Source organism: Sphingopyxis sp. 550A (assembly GCF_053569535.1).
In genome coordinates, this window is sequence record NZ_CM131615.1 from 1606703 (window position 1) to 1627777 (window position 21075).

The following is a 21075-nucleotide window of genomic DNA, read 5'->3' on the forward strand; positions in this document are numbered from 1 at the left end:
CGAAGCAAGCCAGAATGGCGTAAATCGCCCTGGATTGTTTCGCTGCGCTCGCAATGACGATTCCCATCGATGGTTCGATGTTCTAAACTGCGCCTATGCCCGTTCCCGCCGATGCTCCCGTTTTTCCAAGCAACATCATGCGTGCGGCCGAAGCGCGGTGCGTGGGGCTGGGGACGTCGCTTTCGGAGCTGATGGAACGCGCGGGCGTGGCGGTGGCCGACATTGCCTGGCGTATGGCGGCCGGAGGGCCGATCCTCGTTCTCTGCGGGCCGGGGAACAATGGCGGCGACGGCTATGTCGCCGCGCGCATTCTCACGGCGCGGGGCGCGGCGGTTCGGGTGGCCGCGCTGGCGCCGCCCGCAACCGATCTGGCGCAGGTGGCGCGGCGGCGCTGGACCGGCCCCGTAGAGCCGCTCGGTCCCGATACCGCCCCGGCGCCGCTGATCGTGGATGCGCTGTTCGGAATGGGCCTGTCGCGGCCGCTGTCGAACGAGCTGTTCGACATCCTAAGGGGATTTGCCGGGTTGCGTGTAGTGGCCGTCGACGTTCCGAGCGGGGTCGATAGCGACGGGGTCGCGCCATGGTTGCCGCCACTCCCCGCTGATGTCACGGTCGCACTGGGGGCGCTGAAGTTCGCGCATGTACTGCTGCCGTCTGCCGCGGCTTGCGGCCGCGTTCTGCTTGCGCCGATCGGGATCGAACCCGATCGGCGGATCCGGACACTGCCGAAGCCGGTCAGCGGCATACCCTCTGCAGACGCGCATAAGTTCAGCCGCGGCATGGTACTGGTGCGGGCCGGGGCGATGCCGGGTGCGGCCGGGCTGGCCGCGGCGTCGGCGCTCCGCGCGGGGGCGGGCTATGTCGTGCTCAGCGGGTCCGCCACCCCGCCGTTCGCGGCCCTGATCGCGGAAGATGGGGGGGGCTATGTCGAGCGGCTAGGTGACAAACGGCTGGGCGCTGTCATTCTGGGGCCGGGCTATCCGTCTGGCGGCGATCTTGATTCCGATGTGGCGGCGGCGCTGGACAGCGGCAAGCCGGTCGTCCTCGATGCGAGCGCTATCCTGTCCGCGCTCCCGCGCCTTGGCGGCGGGACGAGGGCTATATTGACGCCGCACGAGGGGGAGTTCGCGCGGGCCTTTCCGGACATCGAGGGCGACAAGATACATCGCGCGATGGCGGCCGCTGCGCGGACGCGGGCTGTGGTCATCTACAAGGGTGCGGACACGGTTGTTGCAGCTCCCGACGGGCGCGTCGTCGCGGCGTGGCCGGGGAGCCCCTGGCTCGCGACCGCGGGAACGGGCGATGTGCTGGCGGGGGCGTGCGGGGCGATGCTCGCGGGCGGCGACGACGCGTTCGATGCGGCGGTCGCGGCGGTGGGCTGGCATATCGCCGCCGCGCGCCGTATAGGCCCCGGCCTTGTGGCCGACGATCTGATTAGGGACTGATATGAATGACAGCGCGCTGATCGAGCGCATCGCCGCGCGCGGCGATGGCGTGACCGCCGACGGGCGCCATGTCGCGGGCGGCGTGCCCGGCGATCATGTCATGGCCGACGGGATGCTGGTGCCGGGTCCAAATCGCGCCGAGCCGGTGTGCCGCCATTTCGGCAAATGCGGTGGCTGCCAGTTGCAGCATGTCTCGGACGCTGCGCTCGCCGATTTCGTGCGCGATCGGGTCGCCGGCGCGCTGGAGGGGCAACAGGTCGCGGCGGGCGAGGTGCTGCCTGCTTTGCTGTCGCCGCCGCAGAGCCGCCGCCGCGCGGCGCTCACCGCGCTCAAGGCCGGCAAGCAGGTCGCGCTCGGCTTCAACGCGGCGCAGAGCAACCAGATCGTCGACATGCGCATGTGTCCGCTGCTGGTGCCCGAACTGTTCGCGCTCGTCGCCCCGATCCGCGCGTTGCTCGATGGCATCGCACCGCAGCGGCGTCCGGTGAAGGTCAAGCTGCAGATGCTCGACCAGGGCGCCGAGGTGGTGCTGGAGGGGGTGCGGGCGGAAGGGCTCGACGCGGCGATGGCGCTCCAGGATTTCGCGGGCGACCATGCGCTGGCGCGGCTGGCGATCGATCAGGGCGACGGGCTGGAAACCGTGTGGCAGCCCGAGCCGCCGACCGCGCATTTCGGCACCATCGGCGTCGAGGTGCCGCCCTTTACCTTCTTGCAGGCGACGGCGGCGGGCCAGGCGGCACTTGTCGAGGCGGTGCGCGATGCGATCGGTGGCGCAGCGGCGGTCGCCGACCTGTTCGCGGGGGTCGGCACCTTTGCGCTGTCGGTGCAGGCGGGGCGCAAAATCTATGCCGCCGAGGGCGCACGCGATGCGATCGCGGCGCTGACCGGCGCGGCGAACCGCGCGCGGGCGTTGGTCGCGACCGAGCATCGCGACCTGTTCCGGCGGCCGCTGGTGCCCGCGGAGCTCGATCGCTTCGGCGCGGTGATCCTCGACCCGCCGCGCGCGGGAGCCGAGGAGCAGGTGAAGCAGATCGCGGTGTCGAAGGTGCCCGCGATCGCCTATGTGAGCTGCAATCCCGCGAGCTTTGCGCGCGATGCGAAGCTGTTGGTGCAGGGCGGCTACCGGCTCGACTGGGTAAGGCCCGTCGGGCAGTTCCGCTGGTCGACGCATGTCGAACTGGCCGGGCGTTTTTCGCGATAGACCTTCGCCCCCGCCTGCGCGGGGGCGACGTCTTCTCAATGCACCACGAAACCGATGAAGGCGTGCAGGCAGAGCGCGATCAGCGCGAGGCTCGCCAGCGCGAACACCGCGAAGCGCCACATCACGCGATTGACAGTTGCCTGAATCAGGCTGTGCACGATCCGCAGGCCGACATAGGCCCAGGCGATCTGCGCGTTGAGCCCGCCGCCGATGCCGCCGACCGCGAGTGCCAGCGCGACGGCGTAAAAGACCGTCGGCTGTTCCATCAGATGGTTGTAGTTGTGCGCCTTCCACTGGACTTCGGCGGGCAGCACCTCGTCGAGGCCGCGGCCTGTCGTGCCGACGAGATTCTTCGCATCGATCTTGGCCCGGCCCATTGCGGGGATGCGCGTCGCATACATCCACACCCACATGACCATCGACCAGAGTGCGAGCGTCGCGACCGGTCCCAATATGGCGTTCGTTTCCATGGTTTCCCCCTCAGCCCAGGGTTGCGATCACGGCGAGCAATGCCAGCACGAACAGGCACAGCGTCGACAGCAGGAACAGGGTAAAGCGCACCGGAATCCGGTTCACCGTCACCTGCCAGAGGCTGTGAACGATGCGGATGACGACATAGGCCCAGGCGAGCCCGCGTGTCAGGCCGGTGTTGCCGCCCGACAGGTGCAGGAAGACGATCGTCGCATAGAAGATCGTCGGCTGCTCGAGCAGATGGGTATAATTGTGCGATTTCCAGTTCACCGCAGGCGGCAGGACGCCTTCCAGATCGGCGCCGCGGCCGCCGGGCGGCGCGGTCTTGAGGTCGACCCCCATTTTCTTGAGCGCCGGCAGGCGCGTCGCGGCGACCCATACGGCCATCACGAGCGTCCACAGGACGAGCACCGCACCGGGCGCGAGCAGGCTTTGTGACATGAGCATCCCCCTTTTTCGATTTGCGAGGATGCTAGGGCGCGCGCGCCAATATGCAACGGGGGATGTTCAACCCCGCCGCGCCGCCAGTTCGGCGCGGATCGCTTGACCATCGCCGTCGATCCGTGGCGCATAGCCCAGGTCGCGCGGCGCCGCGGCGCCATATCCGACCGGCGGCCGCATCTCGAAAAAGGCGCCCACCTCGGGATGTTCGCGAGGACGAAAGAAATCGGTCGCGGCAAGATGGGGATCGTTGCGGATATCGTCGAGGTCGCGAACCCGCATTGCGGGAATGTCGTTGGCCGCGAAGATTTCCAGCCATTCGGCGGTGGTTTTCGCGGGCGTCCGGCGCGCGATCTCCGTATAGATCAACGCCATGGGCTGGCCCTTCGCCTTGGCCTCCTCATAGGCCGGCGAGGTAAGCAGATCCTCGCTGCCGAGCAGTCCCATCAGTCGCGCAGTGGATGTGGGCGTATAGGGGACGATCGCGATATGGCCGTCCTTGGTGGGGAAGGGCTGGCGCGTCGGGTCGAGTTGACGCGGATAGCCTGCCGGGCCGATCGCGGGGTCGAGCGTCGCGTCGCACAGATGCTCGGTCAGCATGAAGGCGGTGAAGCATTCGAACATCGGCACCGCGACCTCCTGTCCTTCGCCGGTGCGCAGCTTGTGGACGAGCGCGGCGAGGATCGCCTGAGCGCCGAAATGGCCCGCAATCTTGTCGGCGATCAGCGATGGGAAATAGCGCGGGCGGGGATTGCCGTCGGCGCGAGGAAGCAGGCTGGTCGTCCCGCTCGCCGCCTGGATCACGTCATCATAGGCCTGAAGGTCGGCGTAGGGACCGTCCTGGCCGAAACCGGTGCCGTGGACATAGATGATGTCGGGCTTGATCGCCTTGCAGCTTTCATAATCGAAGCCGAGCCGCGCGATCGCCTTGCCGCGGATGTTGTGGAAAAAGACGTCGCCGGTCGCGATCAGGTCGCGCAGCGTCGCGGCGTCCTCGGGCTTCTTGAGGTCGAGCGCGATCGAGCGCTTGCCGCGGTTAACGGTCAGGTGGATCGACCCCATCGTCGGATCGGGCCTGCCGTTGCCGAGATAGCGTGACACGTCGCCGAGACCGGGCGTCTCGACCTTGATCACTTCGGCGCCGAGGTCGGCGAGCATCTGCGTCGCATAGGGACCGAAGATGACCGTGGTGAGATCGATGATCCTGATTCCCTCGAGCATCGCCATCGCCGTTCCTTCTCCCGGAGTTTCGAATGGCGATGCCCGAACGCGGGGCCTTTGTCACCCCGCGCAGGAATCAGGTTCGGGAGATCAGATGACGCCGAGCGACTGCATCGCTTCGGCGACGCGGACGAAGCCCGCGATATTGGCGCCGAGGACATAATTGCCCGGCGCGCTATATTCGTCGGCGGTCGCGGCGCAATTGTCGTGGATGCCGCGCATGATCTGCGCCAGCCGTGCCTCGGTCTGGTCGAAGGACCAGCTGTCGCGGGAGGCATTCTGCTGCATTTCGAGCGCCGATGTCGCGACGCCGCCGGCGTTCGCCGCTTTGCCCGGCGCGAACATCACGCCATTCTGGTGGAACAGATCGACCGCGTCGGGTGTCGAGGGCATGTTCGCGCCTTCGCCGACCACCTGAACGCCGTTCCTGATCAGCGTTGTCGCGTCCTTGCCGGTGAGTTCGTTCTGCGTCGCACAGGGGAGAGCGACGTCGCACGCGACGTCCCAGATCGACCCGCCCTCGATATAATGAGCGGTGGCGCCTTTCATGCGGACATAATCCGACAGGCGTTCGCGGCGGATTTCCTTGACCTCCTTCAAAAGGTCGAGGTCGATGCCGTCTTCGTCGAGGACATAGCCATTGGAGTCGGAGCAGGCCACGACCTTGCCGCCGAACTGGCGCACCTTGTCGATGGCATAGATGGCGACGTTGCCCGAGCCCGAAACGACGACGCGCTTGCCGTCGAGCGTCGCGCCTTTGGTCGCCAGCATCTGCTGGACGAAATAGACGAGGCCGAAGCCGGTCGCCTCGGTCCGCGCGCGCGACCCGCCGTAGACGAGACCCTTGCCGGTCAGCACGCCCGCCTCGTAGCGGTTGGTGAGCCGTTTATACTGGCCGAACATATAGCCGATCTCGCGGCCGCCGACGCCGATGTCGCCCGCGGGAACGTCGGTATATTCACCGAGGTGGCGTTGCAGCTCGGTCATGAAGGCCTGGCAGAAGCGCATGATCTCGCCATCCGAGCGGCCGCGCGGGTTGAAGTCCGATCCGCCCTTGCCGCCGCCGATCGGCATGCCGGTCAGCGCATTTTTGAAGATCTGTTCGAACCCCAGGAATTTGATGATGCCGAGGTTGACCGACGGGTGAAAGCGGATGCCGCCCTTATAGGGGCCGAGCGCCGAGTTGAACTGGACGCGGAAGCCGCGGTTGATCTGGACCTGGCCGCTGTCGTCGACCCAGGGAACGCGAAAGATGATCTGCCGCTCCGGTTCGCAAATCCGCTCGATCAGCGCGTGATGCGCATATTCGGGATGTTTGGCGACGACGCGCCCGAGGCTTTCCAGGACTTCGTGGACCGCCTGGTGAAATTCGGCTTCCCCGGCGTTACGGCGCAATACTTCATCAAGAACCGGCTGCAACTTTTCATCAATCTTGCTCAAAACATCCTCCTGACTGCATGAATCGAACGGGCGTGTGGACGATGCACGGCTGGGCCGCAAGGCTGTGGGGCAGGAAAAATGGCTTCACGGGAACCTGCTCGCTCAAAATCCGAAGATATCGAAGAGCCCCGGCGTCTTGATCTCGATCACCCCAGTGCCGAATCCGGACCCTTGGCATAGGCGGCCGAGATCAACCGGTAGGAGCGCGACCGAAAGGCGATGATTGTCAGGATGACGCCAAGCAGACCGGTGATCGTGAAGACCAGCGCAATCCCGCGTTCGGGCCCGCGGCCGAACCAGTCGCCGATCGCATCGGCGCCCGCGCCGTCGGTCATGAAGGGGACGAAAAAGAATTGCGTCAGCGGCGCGATCAGAAAAGCCGTCAGCGGCGAAGCGGCGAGTTCGATCGACTGCGCGAAGCCGAACACGCGGCCTTGCCGTTCATAGGGGACGACCTTTTGCATTGCGGTCTGTTCGGCCGCCTCGGCATAGGGGCCGAGGAACAGCCACAGGAAACAGCCGGCCGCTAGCAGCGGGATCGACGATTGGAGCGTGAATACGGCCGCGATGATCCATTCGGCGAAGCAGACGAGAAGCAAGGTGCGGATAGGATTGGCGCCGAGGCCGGTGCGCGCGATGAGCGCGCCGCTGAGGATGAAGCCTATCGAGGTCACGGCCCATAGCATTCCCCATTGCTGAACCTCCATCAGCGATAGGCCATAGGCGTCCATCAGCGCCATGAAGACGCCGCCGAGCAGATTGTTGAAGCACGAAAAGAGAATCAGCGCGAACAGGCCGGGGATCGCCAGAACGACGCGAAACGTCCCGGCAAGGTCGACGCGCTTCGGCTCCGGCGCTTCGGCCGCCTCGCGGGCTTCGTCGATATGAACCGCCGTCAGATGCAGCGCGACGATGATCGAGAGCATGATTGCGATCGCGAGCGTGGCAACCATCCCGCCCCAAGCGACGAGGAAGCCGCTGATCGCCGAGGTAGTCAGAAAGCCGATTCCGCTGACGATGCCGACGAGGCCGTTCGCCCTGTCGCGCCGCTCCTCGGGCACGAGCAGGGTGACCAATGTGGGCAGGGCGATCATGCGGATATTACCGGCGATCATCCCAAACATGCTGGCAAGGATGAACAGCCACAGCGTCGCGCTCGACACGTCGGCTTCGCGAATGGAGGGATCGAACGCATAGCCGCCGAGTGCGAGTGCATAGAAGGTGCATGACGCGAGGCTTGATGCGATCATCATGATGCGTTTGCCATGATGGTCGACAAGGCTGCCGAACCAGATGCCCAGCATCGCGGTAAGCACCAGATAGATGCCCGCGATCATTCCCGTCGCGAACACCGACTGGGTTTCGAGGAAGGTCCAGAAGGTCAGCGCGAACCACACCGTGAAATTGGTGATGTTCGCGGCCAGATTATTGACGAGGAGATGATGGAAGGGTTGCATGGGCCGCGCAATCTAGCGTTTCGGCCCTGCGGCGCCAGCCCATGGAAAAGGGACCGGTGCATCGCGGCGCCGGCCCCTGTTTCGATGGTCCGTCTTCAGTCAGAACAGCTTGGTCACCGTCGCGCTGCGGCGTTCCTGTTCGACTTCGCCGGTGTAGAGGCTCGCCATCGGTTCGTCGCTGACGACGTGGATTTCCTCGGCGCCGAAGCCGTTGAACCTGGTCCGCATCGCGCAGCCATAGGCGCCGAGCATGCCGATCTCGATGAAATCGCCCGCCTTGACGTCCGCCGGCAGGAAGAAGGGGCCTGCCATATGGTCGAGGTCGTCGCACGTCGGCCCGTAGAAGCTGAACGCCGTCATCTCGGCCTCGCTCGCGGCTTCGCGAAGCAGCGTGACCGGGAAGCGCCAGCCGACATGCGCGGCGTCGAACAGCGCGCCATAGGCGCCGTCGTTGATGTAGAGCTCGTCGCCGCGGCGCTTTTCGACGCGGACGATCAGCGAGCTGTATTCGGCCGACAGCGCGCGGCCCGGTTCGCACCAGAGCTCGGCCGAATAGCTGATCGGCAGGCTTTCGAAGCTGCGGTGGATCGTGTCGAAATAGGCGCCGAGCGGCGGGGGCTCCATGCCCGGATAGGTCGAGGGGAAGCCGCCGCCGACGTCGATGATGTCGACCGTCACCGCCGCCGCGACGATCGCGGCGCGGACGCGCTCCATGGCCTGCGCATAAGCGTGCGGGGTCATCGCCTGGCTGCCGACGTGGAAGCAGATGCCGAGCGCGTCGGCGGCCTGACGGGTCGCCATGAGGAGTTCGGCGACCTCTTCGGGCTCGGCGCCGAACTTGGCGGCGAGGCTGAGCTTCGAATGGTCGGACGAGACGCGCAGGCGCACGAGCAGGTTGAGGTCGGCCGCGCCCTCGGTCGCGCGGACGATCTTCTGAAGCTCGTCCATCGTGTCGAGCGAGAAGGTGCGCACGCCATGCTTCCAATAAGCCTCGGAAATCGCTTCCTCGGCCTTCACCGGGTGCATGAAGCAGAGCGTCGCCTGCGGCAGCGTGCGCGCGACCAGCCGCACCTCGGCAATCGAGGCGACGTCATAATGAGTGACGCCCGAATCCCAGAGGATGCGCAGCAGGTCGGGCGACGGATTCGCCTTGACCGCGTACATGGTCGTGCCGGGGAATCGCTCGATGAAGAAACGCGCTGCGCGCGCCGCGGCGTGCGGACGGACAAGCGTAACAGGTTCGACCGGCGAAAGTGCCTGAATCAGCCCGTGGGCGCTATGATGCTGGTGCAACTCAAGGGACCCCCAAAAATAACGTTAAACATCCAAGGCTGCCTTGCGGTTATTGGAAGTCCCCCTGGGGCAGCGGAGGGCGATATATGCAGGGGGGGTCCCCCTGTAAAGACCCTATCGCGCAATTTTGTAACGCGGGAATGACGCAAGCGCCGAAACGGGGCTGGGTTGCGCCGAAGGGGGAAGAGACAAGCGCGGGTCGCCTCGTTAGAATGAAGCATCATGCCATCTTGAGACGCTGTCCCGACGAAAGGCGGGGTATCGTCCCTGGGGAATGGCGCGGCGTCGAGGTTCCGGCCTTTGCCGGGATGACGAGGAAAGAGGATATGCGCCCATGGTTTCCCGCGCCGAGGTGAATCACACTTTCACGGACGTCGAACTCGACGAACTGAAAGCCTTCGGCGCAGTCGAATCGCATCGCGCGGGCGAGCCGATCGTCGAGGAGGGCGCAATGGCGCCCGATTGCATCGTCACCTTATCGGGGCATACCGACATTTTTGCATCGACCGACGAAGGGCGGAAGCGCGTCGGCTGGATGGAGCGCGGACAGTTCGCGGGCGATCTGTCGGTGCTGACGGGACAGCGGCATTTATCGCGGGTCGAGATGGGTCAGGATGGCGAGATATTGCGCATCGCGCACGCCGATTTTCAGCGCCTGATCGCCGGAAATTCGCACTATTCGGACATTTTCGTGCGTGTGCTGTCGGCGCGGCGCGAGTTCAGCAACCACCGCGGCTTCGCGGCGGTCATCGTGATCGGCGCGGCGATGGACCGCGGCGTCTATGCTGCGCGCGACCTGCTCGCCAAGCATGGGGTCGCGCACCGCTGGTTCGATCCGGCGGATGGGCCGGTGGCGGCACATCTGTTGGCCGAGCGCGGCTTGGCCGAAGAACAATTGCCCGCGGTCATTCTCGGCGCTGCCGATGTGCTGATCCAGCCAACGCCCGAACAGCTCGCCCAGGCGCTGGGCCTCGATCTGCTTCCCGATGGCGCAACCGCCGACGTCATCGTGGTCGGCAGCGGCCCCAGCGGGCTTGCCGCGGCAGTTTATGCGGCGTCGGAAGGGCTGACGGTGATCGCGATCGATTCGCTCGCACCGGGCGGACAAGCCGGCACGTCTTCGAAGATCGAGAATTATCTGGGCTTCCCGACCGGTATATCGGGCAACGAACTGGCGCGCCGCGCCACGGTGCAGGCACAGAAATTCGGGGCCCGCATCGTCGCGCCGGTGCGTGCGGGCGCGCTCGACCGCGACGGCGACGCCTATTGCCTCAGCCTCGCCGACGGACGGCGGCTGCGCTCTCGCGCGGTCGTGATCGCATCGGGCGCGCAATATCAGCGGCTGCCGATCGATGGGATCGAGGCCTTTGAGGGACGCGGCATCTTCTATGGCGCGACGCCGATGGAAGCCCAGCTTTGCAGCGATGCCGAAGTGACCGTGGTCGGCGCCGGCAATTCGGCGGGGCAAGGCGCGATCTATCTTGCGAGTGTGGCGAAGAAAGTCCGGGTCGTGTTCCGCCGCGCGAGCCTGCGCGACACCATGTCCGAATATCTGGTCAAGCGGCTGGAAGAACATCCGAATATCGAGATCATCGCGTCGACCGACGTCGTCGCTCTGCACGGCGAGGAGCGGCTGGGCGGTCTGACCTATCGCTGCCGCGAGACCGGCGCCGAAGGGCGGTGCGACTGCGGCTTCCTGTTCCTGTTCATCGGGGCGAGCCCGAACACGCGCTGGTTGCCGCGCGAAATGGTGTGCGACGAGCGCGGTTTCGTGAAGACCGGAGCCGACATCGCGCCGCTCGAACTGGTTAAGGCGGGCTGGTCGCTCGACCGGATGCCGAGCCGCTACGAGACGAGCTGGCCGCGCATCTACGCCGTCGGCGACGTGCGCAAGGGGTCGGTGAAGCGCGTCGCCTCGTCGGTGGGCGAGGGGTCGGTTGTGGTCAGCGACATCCACCAGGCATTGGCGGAAATCGGGGTCAACTCAGGCGCGTCCTGAAATCCTCATAGCCGAACTCACGGACCAGCTTCAGTTCGTCGGTCTCGCTGTCCCACAGCCAGATCGACGGCAGCGGCACGCCGTTGAAGCTGTTCGTCTTGACCATCGAATAATGCGCCTGATCGAGGAAAGCGAAGCGCTGGCCGATGCGGGCGCCGCCGGGCAGGCGGTAATCGCCGATCACGTCGCCCGCGAGGCACGAAGGGCCGCCGAGGCGCGTCGCCATGCCCTCGCTGCCTTCGTTCAGCATGGCGGGGCGATAGGGCGCCTCGATCACGTCGGGCATGTGGCAGGTCGCCGAAATGTCGGTGATGCCGATCGGCATCCCGTTGTCGAACAGGTCGAGAATTTCGCCGACAAGGATGCCCGCATCGAGCGCGACCGCCTCGCCGGGCTCGATCATCACGTCGCAATCGGTCGCGGCGCGTACCTGCTTGAGGAAGGCGATCAGGTCATCGACCTGATAATCGGCGCGGGTGACGTGGTGGCCGCCGCCGAAGTTGATCCACTGGAGTTGGCCGAAGAAGGGGCGCAGCATCGGCTGCACCGCGTTCCATGTGCGCTGGAGCGGCGGAAAATCCTGTTCGCAGAGGCTGTGCATATGCACGCCATCGACGCCCTCCATATGCTCGGGGAGCAATTGGGTAACCGGGAAGCCGAGGCGGCTGCACGGCGCCGCGGGGTCGTATTTGGGAGTCTCGCCTTCGCTGTGCATCGGGTTGATGCGCAGACCGATGTCGAAGCGTTCGCCTTTTGCTCGCAGTTCATCGAGTAATGGGCGAAAGCGCGCGATCTGGCCCGGCGAGTTGAAGATCAGGTGATCGGAGAGCGCCGCGATTTCGGGCAGATCGGTTTCCTTGTAGCCCGCGCAATAAGTCGCGACTTCTCCGCCATATTCCTCGCGCCCGAGCTTCGCTTCGTAAAGACCCGACGCGCAGACGCCGTCGAGATAGTCAGCCACGACCGGCCCCAGCGACCACATCGAAAAGGCCTTGAGCGCCGCGAGCACGCGCGCGCCCGACTGGTCGCCGATGTGGCGCAGCACCGCCAGATTGGCGCGCACTTTGGCCGCATCGACGACGAAGGTGGGCGAGGGGACGCGGGTCAGATCGAAGCGGGCAAAGGCTCCGGGATCGCCGGCACGGGTTTCCATGTCGCTATACTACCTCAGGCCGCAATCGGCCCCTTGAAGATGAAGAACGCCCCCGCCGCTATCAGTGCGAAGCCGACGAGATGATTCGCGGTCAGCTTCTCCCCGAGCCAGAAGACCGCGAACCCCGCGAATATGATCAGGGTGATCACCTCTTGCAAGGTCTTGAGTTCGGCGGTGGTGTAGACGCCGTGGCCGATGCGGTTCGCCGGGACGGCGAGGCAATATTCGAAGAAGGCGATGCCCCACGCCATCACGATCGCGAGCCAGGTCGGGCGTGAAAGATCCCCGAGATGGCCGTACCAGGCGAAGGTCATGAAGATGTTCGAGAGACAGAGCAGGGCGATGGGGGCGAGATAGGCGGTCATATCGTGGCTCCGCCGCCAATTGCCGTTCGCCCTGAGCTTGTCGAAGGGCCGTTCTTCTTGGCGGCGTTGAAAAAAGAACGGTGCTTCGACAAGCTCGGCACAAACGGAACAAGGGTTAGCGTATGAGTTAGAAATCCAGCGGACCGTCCAGTTCCTTCACCTGCCACGGCAGGCCGTGCCTGTTCAGCATGTCCATGAAGGGATCGGGGTCCATCTGCTCCATGTTGAACACGCCCTTGCCCGACCAGGTGCCGGTGACCATCATCGCGGCGCCGATCATCGCGGGAACGCCGGTGGTATAGCTCACCGCCTGATTGCCCGTTTCGGCATAGGCCTCTTCATGGTCGCAGATATTGTAGAGGTAGAGCGTCTTTTCCTTGCCGTCCTTCCCGAGGCCAGTGGCGATAACGCCGATGTTGGTCTTGCCCTTGGTCGTCTCGCCGAGACTTGACGGTTCGGGGAGCACCGCTTTCAGAAACTGCAGCGGGATGATCTCCCTGCCTTCATAGATCACCGGGTCGATCCGCGTCATGCCGACGTTCTGGAGCACGGTCAGATGCTGGATATAGGCATCGCCGAAGGTCATCCAGAAACGGATGCGCCGAATCTCGGGCAGGTGGGTCTTCAGGCTTTCGATTTCCTCATGGTACATGAGGTACATGTTTTTCGGCCCGACCGCCTCGAAGTCGAAGCTCTGCTTCACCGACATCGGCGGGGTTTCGACCCAGTCGCCATTCTCCCAGTGGCGCGCGACCGCGGTCACTTCGCGGATGTTGATCTCGGGATTGAAGTTGGTCGCGAAATGCTGGCCGTGATCGCCGCCGTTGCAATCGAGGATGTCGAGCGTGTCGATGCGGTCGAAATGATGCTTGCGGAGCCAGGTGGTGAAGACGCTGGTGACGCCGGGATCGAAGCCCGAGCCGAGCAGCGCCATCAATCCCGCCTCCTTGAAGCGGTCCTGATAGGCCCATTGCCAGTGATATTCAAACTTCGCCTCGTCGCGCGGCTCGTAATTGGCAGTGTCGAGATAATGGGCCCCGGTCGACAGGCACGCCTCCATGATGGTGAGGTCCTGATAGGGGAGTGCAAGGTTGACGACATGCGTCGCGCCGATTTCGCGGATCAGCGCGGCGGTCGCGTCGATATGGTCGGCGTCGACCTCGGCGGTGCGGATCGTGACGCCGGTGCGTTCCTTGACCGACGCGGCGATCGCATCGCACTTGAACTTGCGGCGGCTCGCGAGCGTGATGTCGGGGAAGATGTCGGCATTCATCGCCATCTTGTGCACCGCGACCGAACCGACGCCGCCTGCGCCGATCACCAATATCTTGCTCATCGTGAAAAATCTCCTGTCGCGGACCTGCGCCGCTTGTGATCTATGAGCGGCCCTATAGGACGAAGCCATGACAGAACAAAGCCCCGAAGCCCTGCTCGACCCGGCGCGTGCCCCTACGCTCGCGGGTGTCGAACGCGCGGTGGCGAAAGTCGCTGCCATCCTGCCGCAAACGCCGCTGCTGCCGCTCGAGGTCGATGGCCGGACGATCTGGTGCAAGGCCGAATGCCTGCAGCCGGTCGGCGCCTTCAAGATCCGCGGCGCGTGGCACCGGCTGACCGACCTGACGCCCGAACAGGCGAACCGAGGCGTGGTCGGCGTGTCGAGTGGCAACCATGCGCAGGGCGTCGCCTGGGCGGCGAAGCGGCTGGGTATCAAGGCAACGATCGTGATGCCGCGCGACGCGCCGTCGATGAAGCTCGCCGCGACACGCGCGCTCGGGGCCGAGGTGGTGCTGTACGACCGCGTCACCGAATCGCGCGACGCGGTCGCCGCGCGGCTGATCGAAGAGTGCGGCGGGACGCTGGTTCACGCCTATGGCGATCCCTGGATCATCGAGGGACAGGGGAGCGCCGGGATCGAGGCGCGCGCGCAGATGGCGGCGCGCGGGCTGGGCGAGCCCGATCTGGTGGTCGCGTGCTGTGGCGGCGGGGGCTTGTCGGCGGGGCTGGCGCTCGCCTGCCCCGACGCCGCGATCGTTGCGGTCGAGCCCGAGGGTTGGGACGATGTGACGCGCAGCCTGGCGGCGGGGCAAATCCTGTCGGTCGAGGATATGGCCTGGCCGACCGAATGCGATGCGTTGCAGACGCCCGAGACCTGGCCGATCAATTTCGCGGTGCTGCGCGCGCGGGGCGTGCGTGGGATCGTCGTGACGCGCGACGAGGTGCGCAACGCGATGCGGCTGGCCTTCGAGCGGTTGCACCTCGTCGTCGAACCCGGCGGCGCGGCGGCGCTGGCAGCGGTCCTCGCAGGGAAGGTAGAGCCCACCGATGCGACGCTGGTCACGCTGTCGGGGGGCAATGTCGATCCGCGGAAGTTTGCCGAGATCATCGCTGGATAGGAAACTTATCGAGGGTGGGGCGTGTTTGACGGGGATAAGGAGACGCGAGATGCACAAGAGCATGATCCTGGTAGGCGCCGCGGCGCTGGCGCTGCTGACCGGGTGCGAAAAAGCCGAAGCACCGGCCCCGGCGCAGACGAGCACGACCGAAGTTCCTGTCGAAACGGTTCCCGACGAGACCGCACCCGACGATTCGGCGACTGCGTCGCATCGCTTTGCGAGCTGGGCGGGCAAATGGACCGGGGTCGAGGGCATGTATGCGACCATCACGACCGCCGAGCCCGGAAAATACAAGCTGGAGATGCAGTCGGACCTCGATACCAAGGGCAGCTATGACGGCGAAGACAGCGAGCATGGCATCAAGTTCAAGCGCGGTAGTGAAGACCTGTCGCTCCGCCGTGGCAGCGGCGACGAGACGGGACTCAAATATCTGGCGGGCAAGAAGGACTGCCTGATCGTCAAGCCCGGCGAGGGATATTGCCGGGACTAGCCGACAATTCGTCATTCCCGCGAAAGCGGGAATCCAGCTTCTTTCTCCCTTAATTCTTCGCGCCTTTGCGCCTTTGCGTGAGTCTTTTGAAAATCTCACGCAAAGGCGCGAAGAAGGAAAAGCTGGATTCCCGCTTTCGCGGGAATGACGAACGGGGGAGCGAGAATGACGAGGGGGGAAAGGGCATGAGCGGCATCACAAAGGCGGAAGACGCCCATCAATCGGCGCTGATCGAGACGTTGGCACAGGCGTTCCAGACCGATCCCACGCTGTCGTGGATATTGCCCGACCCGGACCATCGCGCGCGCGCGTTGCGAGGCTTGTTCCGCGTGCTGGTGCCCGCCGACCGGCGCGCCGGTATCGCGCTACGGTCTGAGGGCGATGAGGCGGCATCGCTGTGGCGGGCGCCGGGGCAGGCTCACAGTGGCACGCTCGAATTTCTCCGCACCGTCGTGCCGCTGGTCGCGACCTTCGGCACCGCCTTGCCGCGCGGGCTGAAGGTGCAGGGCGGGATCGATGCGCACCGGCCCAAAGGGCGGTTCTGGTATCTCCACTATGTCGGGGTGCGGCCCGAGCATCAGGGCAAGGGGCATGGCGGGCGGATCATCCGAGCGCAGACGGACGCGGCCGACAGCGAAGGCCTGCCGTGCTGGCTGGAGACCGCGACGCCCGCGAACGTGCCGCTCTACGAACGGCTGGGGTTCGTGGCGCAAGTCGAATGGGATGCGCCAGGCGGCGGGCCGCATTTCTGGGGAATGATGCGCCCGGCGCTTTGAAATATAATCCTGATGAAATCGTCATCCCGGCCTTCGCCGGGATGACGAGAAGGGGAGCCAGCGTTTCAGCGAACCCGATCCGCCCTAATCGCCGAACCCCACGAAGCGCACGGCATCCTCCACCGGCTTGCGGTTCGACACCACCGCGTTGGCCGGAAACGTCTCGTCGGGCCAGCCCATTGCGACGCAGATCATGATCACCTGATCGTCGGGAATGCGGGCCTGTTCGCGCACGACGGGGCTTTGCATGATGCCCTGGCTGTTGATCACGCAGCCGAGCCCGCGCGACCAGGCGGCGTTGACGAGCGCGTTGGTCACCGCGCCGCAGTCGAACGGCGCGATGTCGCCGCCGAGGAGGACGCGGTCATAGGTGACGACGATGCTGACCGGAGCGTCGAACTGGCGGAAACCGCGCAGCACCCAGTCCTGCCGCGCGCCCTTGTCGTCGCGTGCGATGCCCATCGCGCCGAACAATTGCTTCGCGATCTCGATCTGCCGCGCGCGATGGTCGTCGGCGATGCCGTCGAAGCGGCGGAACTCGCGGCTGTCGGGCTTGCCCGCCAATATGCCTTCGGTGTTGCCCTTGCGGATCGCCTCCAGCGGCGCCCCGGTGACGACCGAGAAATTCCAGCACTGGTTGTTGAAGGAGGAGGGCGCGCGCATCGCGACCCCGATCACCTCGGCGATCAGCTCCTTCGGAACGGGCTTGTCGAGGAAGCCGCGGATCGAGCGGCGCCCCAGAACGACCTCGTCGTAACGCGGTGCCTCGCTCACGCCGCCTTCTGAAGCTCCAGCTCGAGCCGGTCCCAGATCTCGACCAGCGCTTCGGTGAGCTCGCGCATCATCGCCTCGTCGTGCGTCGGGCCGGGGGTGAAGCGCAGGCGTTCGGTACCGCGCGGCACCGTCGGGAAATTGATCGGCTGGACGTAGACGCCGTATTCGGCGAGCAAAATGTCGCTGATCTTCTTCGCGCGCACCGGATCGCCGACCATCAGCGGGACGATGTGGGTTGTCGAATCCATCACCGGCAGGCCGGCGTCGCGGAAGCTCTGCTTGAGATAGGCGGCGGCGGCCTGCTGCGCGTCGCGCTCGACGCTCGACTGCTTGAGATGCCGTACGCTGGCGAGCACGCCCGCGACGAGCACCGGCGACAGGCTGGTCGTGAAGATGAAGCCGGGCGCATAGCTGCGGATCACGTCGATGATATTCTTGTCGGCGGCGATATAGCCGCCCATCACGCCGAACGCCTTGCCGAGCGTTCCCTCGATGATGTCGACGCGGTGCGCCGCCTCGTCGCGGTCGGTGATGCCGCCGCCGCGTGGGCCGTACATGCCGACGGCATGAACCTCGTCGCAATAGGTCAGCGCGTTATATTTCTCGGCAAGATCGCAGATCGCGTGGATCGGCGCGATGTCGCCGTCCATCGAATAGACGCTCTCGAAGGCGATCACCTTTGCCGCCTGCGGATCGTCGGCGGCGAGCAGTTCTTCCAGATGGTCGAGGTCGTTGTGGCGCCACACGCGCTTTTCGCAGCCCGAATTGCGGATGCCCGCGATCATCGAGGCGTGGTTGAGCTCGTCCGAATAGATGATGCAGCCGGGCAGCAGCTTGCCGAGCGTGCCGAGCGTTGCTTCGTTCGAGATATAGCCCGAGGTGAAGAGCAGCGCGCCCTCCTTGCCGTGCAGGTCGGCAAGTTCGGCCTCGAGGTCGATGTGATAATGGGTGTTGCCCGCGATGTTGCGTGTGCCGCCGGCGCCCGCGCCGACGTCGTGCAGCGCCTCTTCCATCGCGGCGACGACCTTGGGGTGCTGGCCCATCGACAGATAGTCGTTCGAGCACCAGACGGTGATCGGCTTCGGCCCGTTGTGCCCCGCGAAGCAGCGCGCGTTCGGATAGGAGCCCTTGTTGCGCAGGATGTCGATGAAGACGCGGTAGCGTCCCTCTTCGTGCAGCCGGTCGATCGCGCGTGCGAAAATGTCGTTATAGTTCACGTCTCAGCCCCGCATATTGGCTTTTGGCGCCGCTCCCTCCGGCGACGCAGTGGGGGACGCAATACCGCCGAAAAACCGCGAAAGCCAGTGCGAACGATTCGCAGCAGATAGGTCAAATTGTCTCAATGCGGCCGATGCCATAGGGCGCGAGCGCGGCGAGCGGCGGCGGCGGATTGGTGTCGCTGCGCGTGAAGACCGCGATGCCGGGCGCGGCCGCGGCGGGCCAGGGCTGGCCTTCGGTGAGGTGCGCGATGCGCCGCGCGATGCCCGCCGATCCGTCGATCAGCCGCACGTCCGGCCCCGCCGCCGCCTGCAATTCGGCCGACAGCAGCGGGAAATGGGTGCAGGCGAGGACGATCACGTCCACCGCCTCGCCGCCGGGCTGGCTGCGAAGGCCCGCGATGGCGCGTTCGGCGGCGGCCGCATCGACCTCGCGCCCGTTCAGCTTGTTTTCGGCCGCGGCGACGAGCGCGGGGCTGCCGTGGCGGAGCACGATCTTGCGCCCCGCGAACTTCGCGCTGAGGTCGTCGACATAGGGCTGGCGCACCGTCGCCTCGGTGCCGAGGACGCCGATCACGCCGCTTTGCGTCATTTCGGCGGCGGGCTTGATCGCGGGGACGGTGCCGACGATCGGCAGGTCGAGCGCGGCGCGGACGTGCGCGAGGGCGATGGTGGAGGCGGTGTTGCACGCGATCACTGCAAGTCGCGGCTGATAACGCTCGACGAGCCGCCCGAGCAGCGCGGGAACGCGCGCCGCGAGTTCTGCGTCGCTTTTTTCGCCATAGGGCAGGCCGGCATAGTCGGCGGCATAGACGATCGGCGCGGTCGGCAGCAGTGCGCGCGTCGGGCCGAGGACGGTGAGGCCGCCGAGGCCGCTGTCGAAGAAGAGGATGGGGGCGTGCGCGGCAGGTTCGGTCATTCGCGCCGGTTAGCAGGCGCGCGCGTGCGTCTCAATCAATGATGGACTTGTCATGCTTCGTCACCCTGAACTTGTTTCAGGGTCCATGGCCTGTCGTTTCCTTCGGCGCAGCGCAGCGCAGGGCGAGAGGGCAGACCATGGATGCCGAAACGAGTTCAGCATGACGAAGAAGGTCTGAAGATTTGTCGCCATTCTGGCGATCATCCGTCTCGAACCCGTTGATTGCGTCGCCCAACATCGCCACACTGCGCCCGAACGGAGCAGGGGGTTTCATGACGATAGTTTTGCTGGTCCTCGGGGGCTATCTGCTCGGATCGATCCCGTTCGGCGTTATCCTGACGCGGCTGTTCGGCGCGGGCGACCTCAGGCAAATCGGGTCGGGCAATATCGGCGCGACCAATGTGCTGCGGACCGGGCGTAAGGGGCTTGCGGCCGCGACCTTGATCCTCGACGGCGCGAAGGGCGCGGTCGCGGTACTGCTCGCGCGGCATTTCGTGCCCGAACTCGGCGCCGACGCTGCGATGATTGCGGGCGCGGCGGCGATGATCGGCCATTGCTATCCGGTGTGGCTGAAATTTCGCGGCGGCAAGGGGGTCGCGACCCTGCTCGGGCTGTCGCTCGCGCTCGCATGGCCGATCGGGGTGATCTTCGCGCTCGTCTGGCTGGGCACGGCGCTGCTCAGCCGCATCTCGTCGCTCGGCGGGATGGCGGGGGCGGTCGCGGCGCCGATTGCCGCGCTCGCGCTCGCGCTCGGGCAGCGCAGCTATGCGATCGGGCTTGCGGCGCTCGCGGTCGTGGTGCTGTGGCGGCACCGCGAGAATATCGCGCGGCTGCGCGCGGGGACCGAGCCGCGGATCGGCGGAAAGAAGGACGCATGACCCACGCCGAGCGGATCGCGCGGCTGCGCCTGATCCGCACGCCGAATATCGGCCCGGTGAGCTGGCGTCAGCTCCTGCAGCGCTTCGGCTCCGGCAAAGCGGCGCTCGACGCGCTGCCCGACCTGGCGCTACGCGGCGGCCGCGCGACGCTGCGGATCGCCTCGGCCGAGGCAGCCGAGCGCGAATGCGATCGCGTCGCTGAGCTCGGCGCCCGGCATCTTTTTATCGACGACGCCGATTATTCGCCATTGCTGCGCGCGGTCGAGGGCGCGCCGCCGGTGCTGATCGTGCGCGGCGACGCCGCGATGCTCGCGCGCCCATGCGTCGCGATCGTCGGCGCGCGCAACGCCTCGGCGGTCGCCTGCCGCTTCGCGCGCCAGCTTGCCGCCGACCTTGCGGCGCGCGGCGTCACCGTGGTCAGCGGGCTGGCGCGCGGAGTCGATACGGCGGCGCATGTCGGCGCACTCGGCGGCGCGACGGCGGGCGTGATTGCGAGCGGGATCGACATCGCCTTTCCGCCCGAAAATGCGGCCTTGCAGGAAAAGATCGCCAGTGATCATCTGCTGATCGCCGAACAGCCGCCGGGCACCGAGCCGCTCGCGCGGCACTTCCCCACACGCAACCGCATCATCGCCGGGCTCGCGCACGGCACGGTGGTGATCGAGGCGGCGCCGAAATCGGGATCGCTGATCACCGCGCGCCGCGCGGGCGATTATGGGCGCGAGGTGATGGCGGTGCCGGGCTCGCCGCTCGATCCGCGCGCGCAGGGCTGCAACTTGCTGATCCGCGAAGGCGCGACGCTGATCCAGACCGTCGACGATGTGCTGGAGGCGGTCGGGCCGATCGACACACGGATGGCGCGCGAGCCGCGGCGCGATTTCGTTCCGGCACTTGCGGCCGAACCGATGGGCGAGGGCGATCGTGACGCGGTGGCGGGCCTGCTCGGCCCGACGCCGGTGGCGGTCGACGAGCTCATCCGGCAGTCGGGCCGCCCCGCCGCCGCGGTGCAGCTCGTCCTGCTCGAACTCGAGCTCGCGGGGCGGATCGAGCGACACGCTGGCGCGCGGATTTCGCTGTTGTGATCGCCCGCACTGCCCATCAAGTCCCGGTAATATAACGACTCGTCCTGGTTCAGCCACCGT

At 66.0% G+C, this 21075-nt stretch carries 20 protein-coding genes; 8 read left to right on the forward strand and 12 right to left on the reverse strand.

Going from position 1 to position 21075, the window contains the following annotated elements; genetic code table 11:
- Positions 1-137: 137 nt before the first annotated feature.
- On the forward strand, positions 138-1445 hold the full coding sequence (locus ACVENA_RS07760; protein WP_449328308.1) for an NAD(P)H-hydrate epimerase: 1308 nt from the start codon (positions 138-140) through the stop codon (positions 1443-1445).
- 1 nt (position 1446) lies between these two features.
- On the forward strand, positions 1447-2646 hold the full coding sequence (locus tag ACVENA_RS07765; protein WP_449328309.1) for a class I SAM-dependent RNA methyltransferase: 1200 nt from the start codon (positions 1447-1449) through the stop codon (positions 2644-2646).
- A 35-nt stretch (positions 2647-2681) separates the two neighbouring features.
- On the opposite strand, the gene ACVENA_RS07770 is transcribed toward ACVENA_RS07765, so the two are convergent.
- The 6 genes from ACVENA_RS07770 to ACVENA_RS07795 all read right to left on the reverse strand — a co-directional run bounded on the left by ACVENA_RS07770 (position 2682) and on the right by ACVENA_RS07795 (position 8969).
- A complete protein-coding gene (locus ACVENA_RS07770; RefSeq protein ID WP_449328310.1) occupies positions 2682-3116 on the reverse strand; it encodes an MAPEG family protein in 435 nt (144 codons plus the stop codon).
- Between the two features lie 10 nt (positions 3117-3126).
- Complete coding sequence (locus ACVENA_RS07775; RefSeq protein WP_449328311.1) at positions 3127-3558, reverse strand: MAPEG family protein; 432 nt, start codon at positions 3556-3558, stop codon at positions 3127-3129.
- Between the two features lie 66 nt (positions 3559-3624).
- Positions 3625-4785: a CaiB/BaiF CoA transferase family protein gene (locus tag ACVENA_RS07780; RefSeq protein ID WP_449328312.1), complete on the reverse strand. Its 1161-nt coding sequence runs from the start codon at positions 4783-4785 to the stop codon at positions 3625-3627.
- 84 nt (positions 4786-4869) lie between these two features.
- Complete coding sequence (gdhA, locus tag ACVENA_RS07785; RefSeq protein ID WP_449328313.1) at positions 4870-6219, reverse strand: NADP-specific glutamate dehydrogenase; 1350 nt, start codon at positions 6217-6219, stop codon at positions 4870-4872.
- 146 nt (positions 6220-6365) lie between these two features.
- Complete coding sequence (locus tag ACVENA_RS07790; RefSeq protein WP_449328314.1) at positions 6366-7676, reverse strand: MFS transporter; 1311 nt, start codon at positions 7674-7676, stop codon at positions 6366-6368.
- A 99-nt stretch (positions 7677-7775) separates the two neighbouring features.
- A complete protein-coding gene (locus tag ACVENA_RS07795; RefSeq protein WP_449328315.1) occupies positions 7776-8969 on the reverse strand; it encodes a type III PLP-dependent enzyme in 1194 nt (397 codons plus the stop codon).
- Positions 8970-9303: 334 nt separating this feature from the next.
- Between ACVENA_RS07795 and ACVENA_RS07800 the strand changes: the two genes are divergently transcribed.
- The gene (locus ACVENA_RS07800; protein WP_449328316.1) at positions 9304-10968 is read left to right on the forward strand and encodes an FAD-dependent oxidoreductase; all 1665 of its coding nucleotides are present in this window, start codon (positions 9304-9306) and stop codon (positions 10966-10968) included.
- Here the strand turns inward: ACVENA_RS07800 and ACVENA_RS07805 are convergent.
- From ACVENA_RS07805 to ACVENA_RS07815, 3 genes are all read right to left on the reverse strand, one after another.
- Positions 10949-12121 (reverse strand): carboxynorspermidine decarboxylase, encoded by a 1173-nt coding sequence (locus ACVENA_RS07805; RefSeq protein WP_449328317.1) that lies wholly within the window; start codon positions 12119-12121, stop codon positions 10949-10951. The two genes, ACVENA_RS07800 and ACVENA_RS07805, sit on opposite strands and share 20 nt — an antisense overlap.
- A gap of 14 nt (positions 12122-12135) precedes the next feature.
- Positions 12136-12486 (reverse strand): DMT family protein, encoded by a 351-nt coding sequence (locus ACVENA_RS07810; protein ID WP_257549827.1) that lies wholly within the window; start codon positions 12484-12486, stop codon positions 12136-12138.
- Between the two features lie 127 nt (positions 12487-12613).
- On the reverse strand, positions 12614-13822 hold the full coding sequence (locus ACVENA_RS07815; RefSeq protein WP_449328318.1) for a saccharopine dehydrogenase family protein: 1209 nt from the start codon (positions 13820-13822) through the stop codon (positions 12614-12616).
- 67 nt (positions 13823-13889) lie between these two features.
- On the opposite strand from ACVENA_RS07815, the gene ACVENA_RS07820 reads away from it, so the two are divergent.
- The 3 genes from ACVENA_RS07820 (at position 13890) to ACVENA_RS07830 (ending at position 16145) form a co-directional block, all read left to right on the forward strand.
- Positions 13890-14879 carry a threonine ammonia-lyase gene (locus ACVENA_RS07820; RefSeq protein WP_449328319.1) on the forward strand — a complete coding sequence of 330 codons (990 nt, stop codon included), beginning with the start codon at positions 13890-13892 and terminating at the stop codon, positions 14877-14879.
- Positions 14880-14928: 49 nt separating this feature from the next.
- The gene (locus ACVENA_RS07825) at positions 14929-15369 is read left to right on the forward strand and encodes a hypothetical protein (RefSeq protein ID WP_449328320.1); all 441 of its coding nucleotides are present in this window, start codon (positions 14929-14931) and stop codon (positions 15367-15369) included.
- Positions 15370-15554: 185 nt separating this feature from the next.
- Entirely contained in the window at positions 15555-16145 is a 591-nt protein-coding gene (locus tag ACVENA_RS07830; RefSeq protein ID WP_449328321.1) for a GNAT family N-acetyltransferase, read from the forward strand.
- Positions 16146-16229: 84 nt separating this feature from the next.
- Here ACVENA_RS07830 and ACVENA_RS07835 read toward each other — a convergent pair whose 3' ends face one another.
- The 3 genes from ACVENA_RS07835 to murI form a co-directional block, all read right to left on the reverse strand.
- On the reverse strand, positions 16230-16919 hold the full coding sequence (locus ACVENA_RS07835; protein ID WP_449328322.1) for a nitroreductase: 690 nt from the start codon (positions 16917-16919) through the stop codon (positions 16230-16232).
- A complete protein-coding gene (gene hemA, locus ACVENA_RS07840; protein ID WP_449328323.1) occupies positions 16916-18136 on the reverse strand; it encodes a 5-aminolevulinate synthase in 1221 nt (406 codons plus the stop codon). Before hemA ends, ACVENA_RS07835 begins: the two co-directional genes overlap by 4 nt.
- Before the next feature lie 112 nt (positions 18137-18248).
- Positions 18249-19055 carry a glutamate racemase gene (gene murI / locus ACVENA_RS07845; RefSeq protein WP_449328324.1) on the reverse strand — a complete coding sequence of 269 codons (807 nt, stop codon included), beginning with the start codon at positions 19053-19055 and terminating at the stop codon, positions 18249-18251.
- Positions 19056-19327: 272 nt separating this feature from the next.
- Here murI and plsY point away from each other — a divergent pair, with 272 nt between their 5' ends.
- Complete coding sequence (plsY, locus tag ACVENA_RS07850) at positions 19328-19933, forward strand: glycerol-3-phosphate 1-O-acyltransferase PlsY (protein WP_449328325.1); 606 nt, start codon at positions 19328-19330, stop codon at positions 19931-19933.
- The gene (gene dprA / locus ACVENA_RS07855) at positions 19930-21015 is read left to right on the forward strand and encodes a DNA-processing protein DprA (protein ID WP_449328326.1); all 1086 of its coding nucleotides are present in this window, start codon (positions 19930-19932) and stop codon (positions 21013-21015) included. The genes plsY and dprA overlap by 4 nt, the downstream gene beginning before the upstream one ends.
- Positions 21016-21075 lie beyond the last annotated feature (60 nt).

Coding starts and splice junctions, on each gene's coding strand:
- ACVENA_RS07760 (WP_449328308.1), top strand. CDS start 138: ATGCGTGCGGCCGAAGCGCGGTGCGTGGGGCTGGGGACGTCGCTTTCG.
- ACVENA_RS07765 (WP_449328309.1), top strand. CDS start 1,447: ATGAATGACAGCGCGCTGATCGAGCGCATCGCCGCGCGCGGCGATGGC.
- ACVENA_RS07770 (WP_449328310.1), bottom strand. CDS start 3,116: ATGGAAACGAACGCCATATTGGGACCGGTCGCGACGCTCGCACTCTGG.
- ACVENA_RS07775 (WP_449328311.1), bottom strand. CDS start 3,558: ATGTCACAAAGCCTGCTCGCGCCCGGTGCGGTGCTCGTCCTGTGGACG.
- ACVENA_RS07780 (WP_449328312.1), bottom strand. CDS start 4,785: ATGGCGATGCTCGAGGGAATCAGGATCATCGATCTCACCACGGTCATC.
- ACVENA_RS07790 (WP_449328314.1), bottom strand. CDS start 7,676: ATGCAACCCTTCCATCATCTCCTCGTCAATAATCTGGCCGCGAACATC.
- ACVENA_RS07800 (WP_449328316.1), top strand. CDS start 9,304: ATGGTTTCCCGCGCCGAGGTGAATCACACTTTCACGGACGTCGAACTC.
- ACVENA_RS07805 (WP_449328317.1), bottom strand. CDS start 12,121: ATGGAAACCCGTGCCGGCGATCCCGGAGCCTTTGCCCGCTTCGATCTG.
- ACVENA_RS07810 (WP_257549827.1), bottom strand. CDS start 12,486: ATGACCGCCTATCTCGCCCCCATCGCCCTGCTCTGTCTCTCGAACATC.
- ACVENA_RS07815 (WP_449328318.1), bottom strand. CDS start 13,822: ATGAGCAAGATATTGGTGATCGGCGCAGGCGGCGTCGGTTCGGTCGCG.
- ACVENA_RS07820 (WP_449328319.1), top strand. CDS start 13,890: ATGACAGAACAAAGCCCCGAAGCCCTGCTCGACCCGGCGCGTGCCCCT.
- ACVENA_RS07825 (WP_449328320.1), top strand. CDS start 14,929: ATGCACAAGAGCATGATCCTGGTAGGCGCCGCGGCGCTGGCGCTGCTG.
- ACVENA_RS07830 (WP_449328321.1), top strand. CDS start 15,555: ATGAGCGGCATCACAAAGGCGGAAGACGCCCATCAATCGGCGCTGATC.
- murI (WP_449328324.1), bottom strand. CDS start 19,055: ATGACCGAACCTGCCGCGCACGCCCCCATCCTCTTCTTCGACAGCGGC.
- plsY (WP_449328325.1), top strand. CDS start 19,328: ATGACGATAGTTTTGCTGGTCCTCGGGGGCTATCTGCTCGGATCGATC.
- dprA (WP_449328326.1), top strand. CDS start 19,930: ATGACCCACGCCGAGCGGATCGCGCGGCTGCGCCTGATCCGCACGCCG.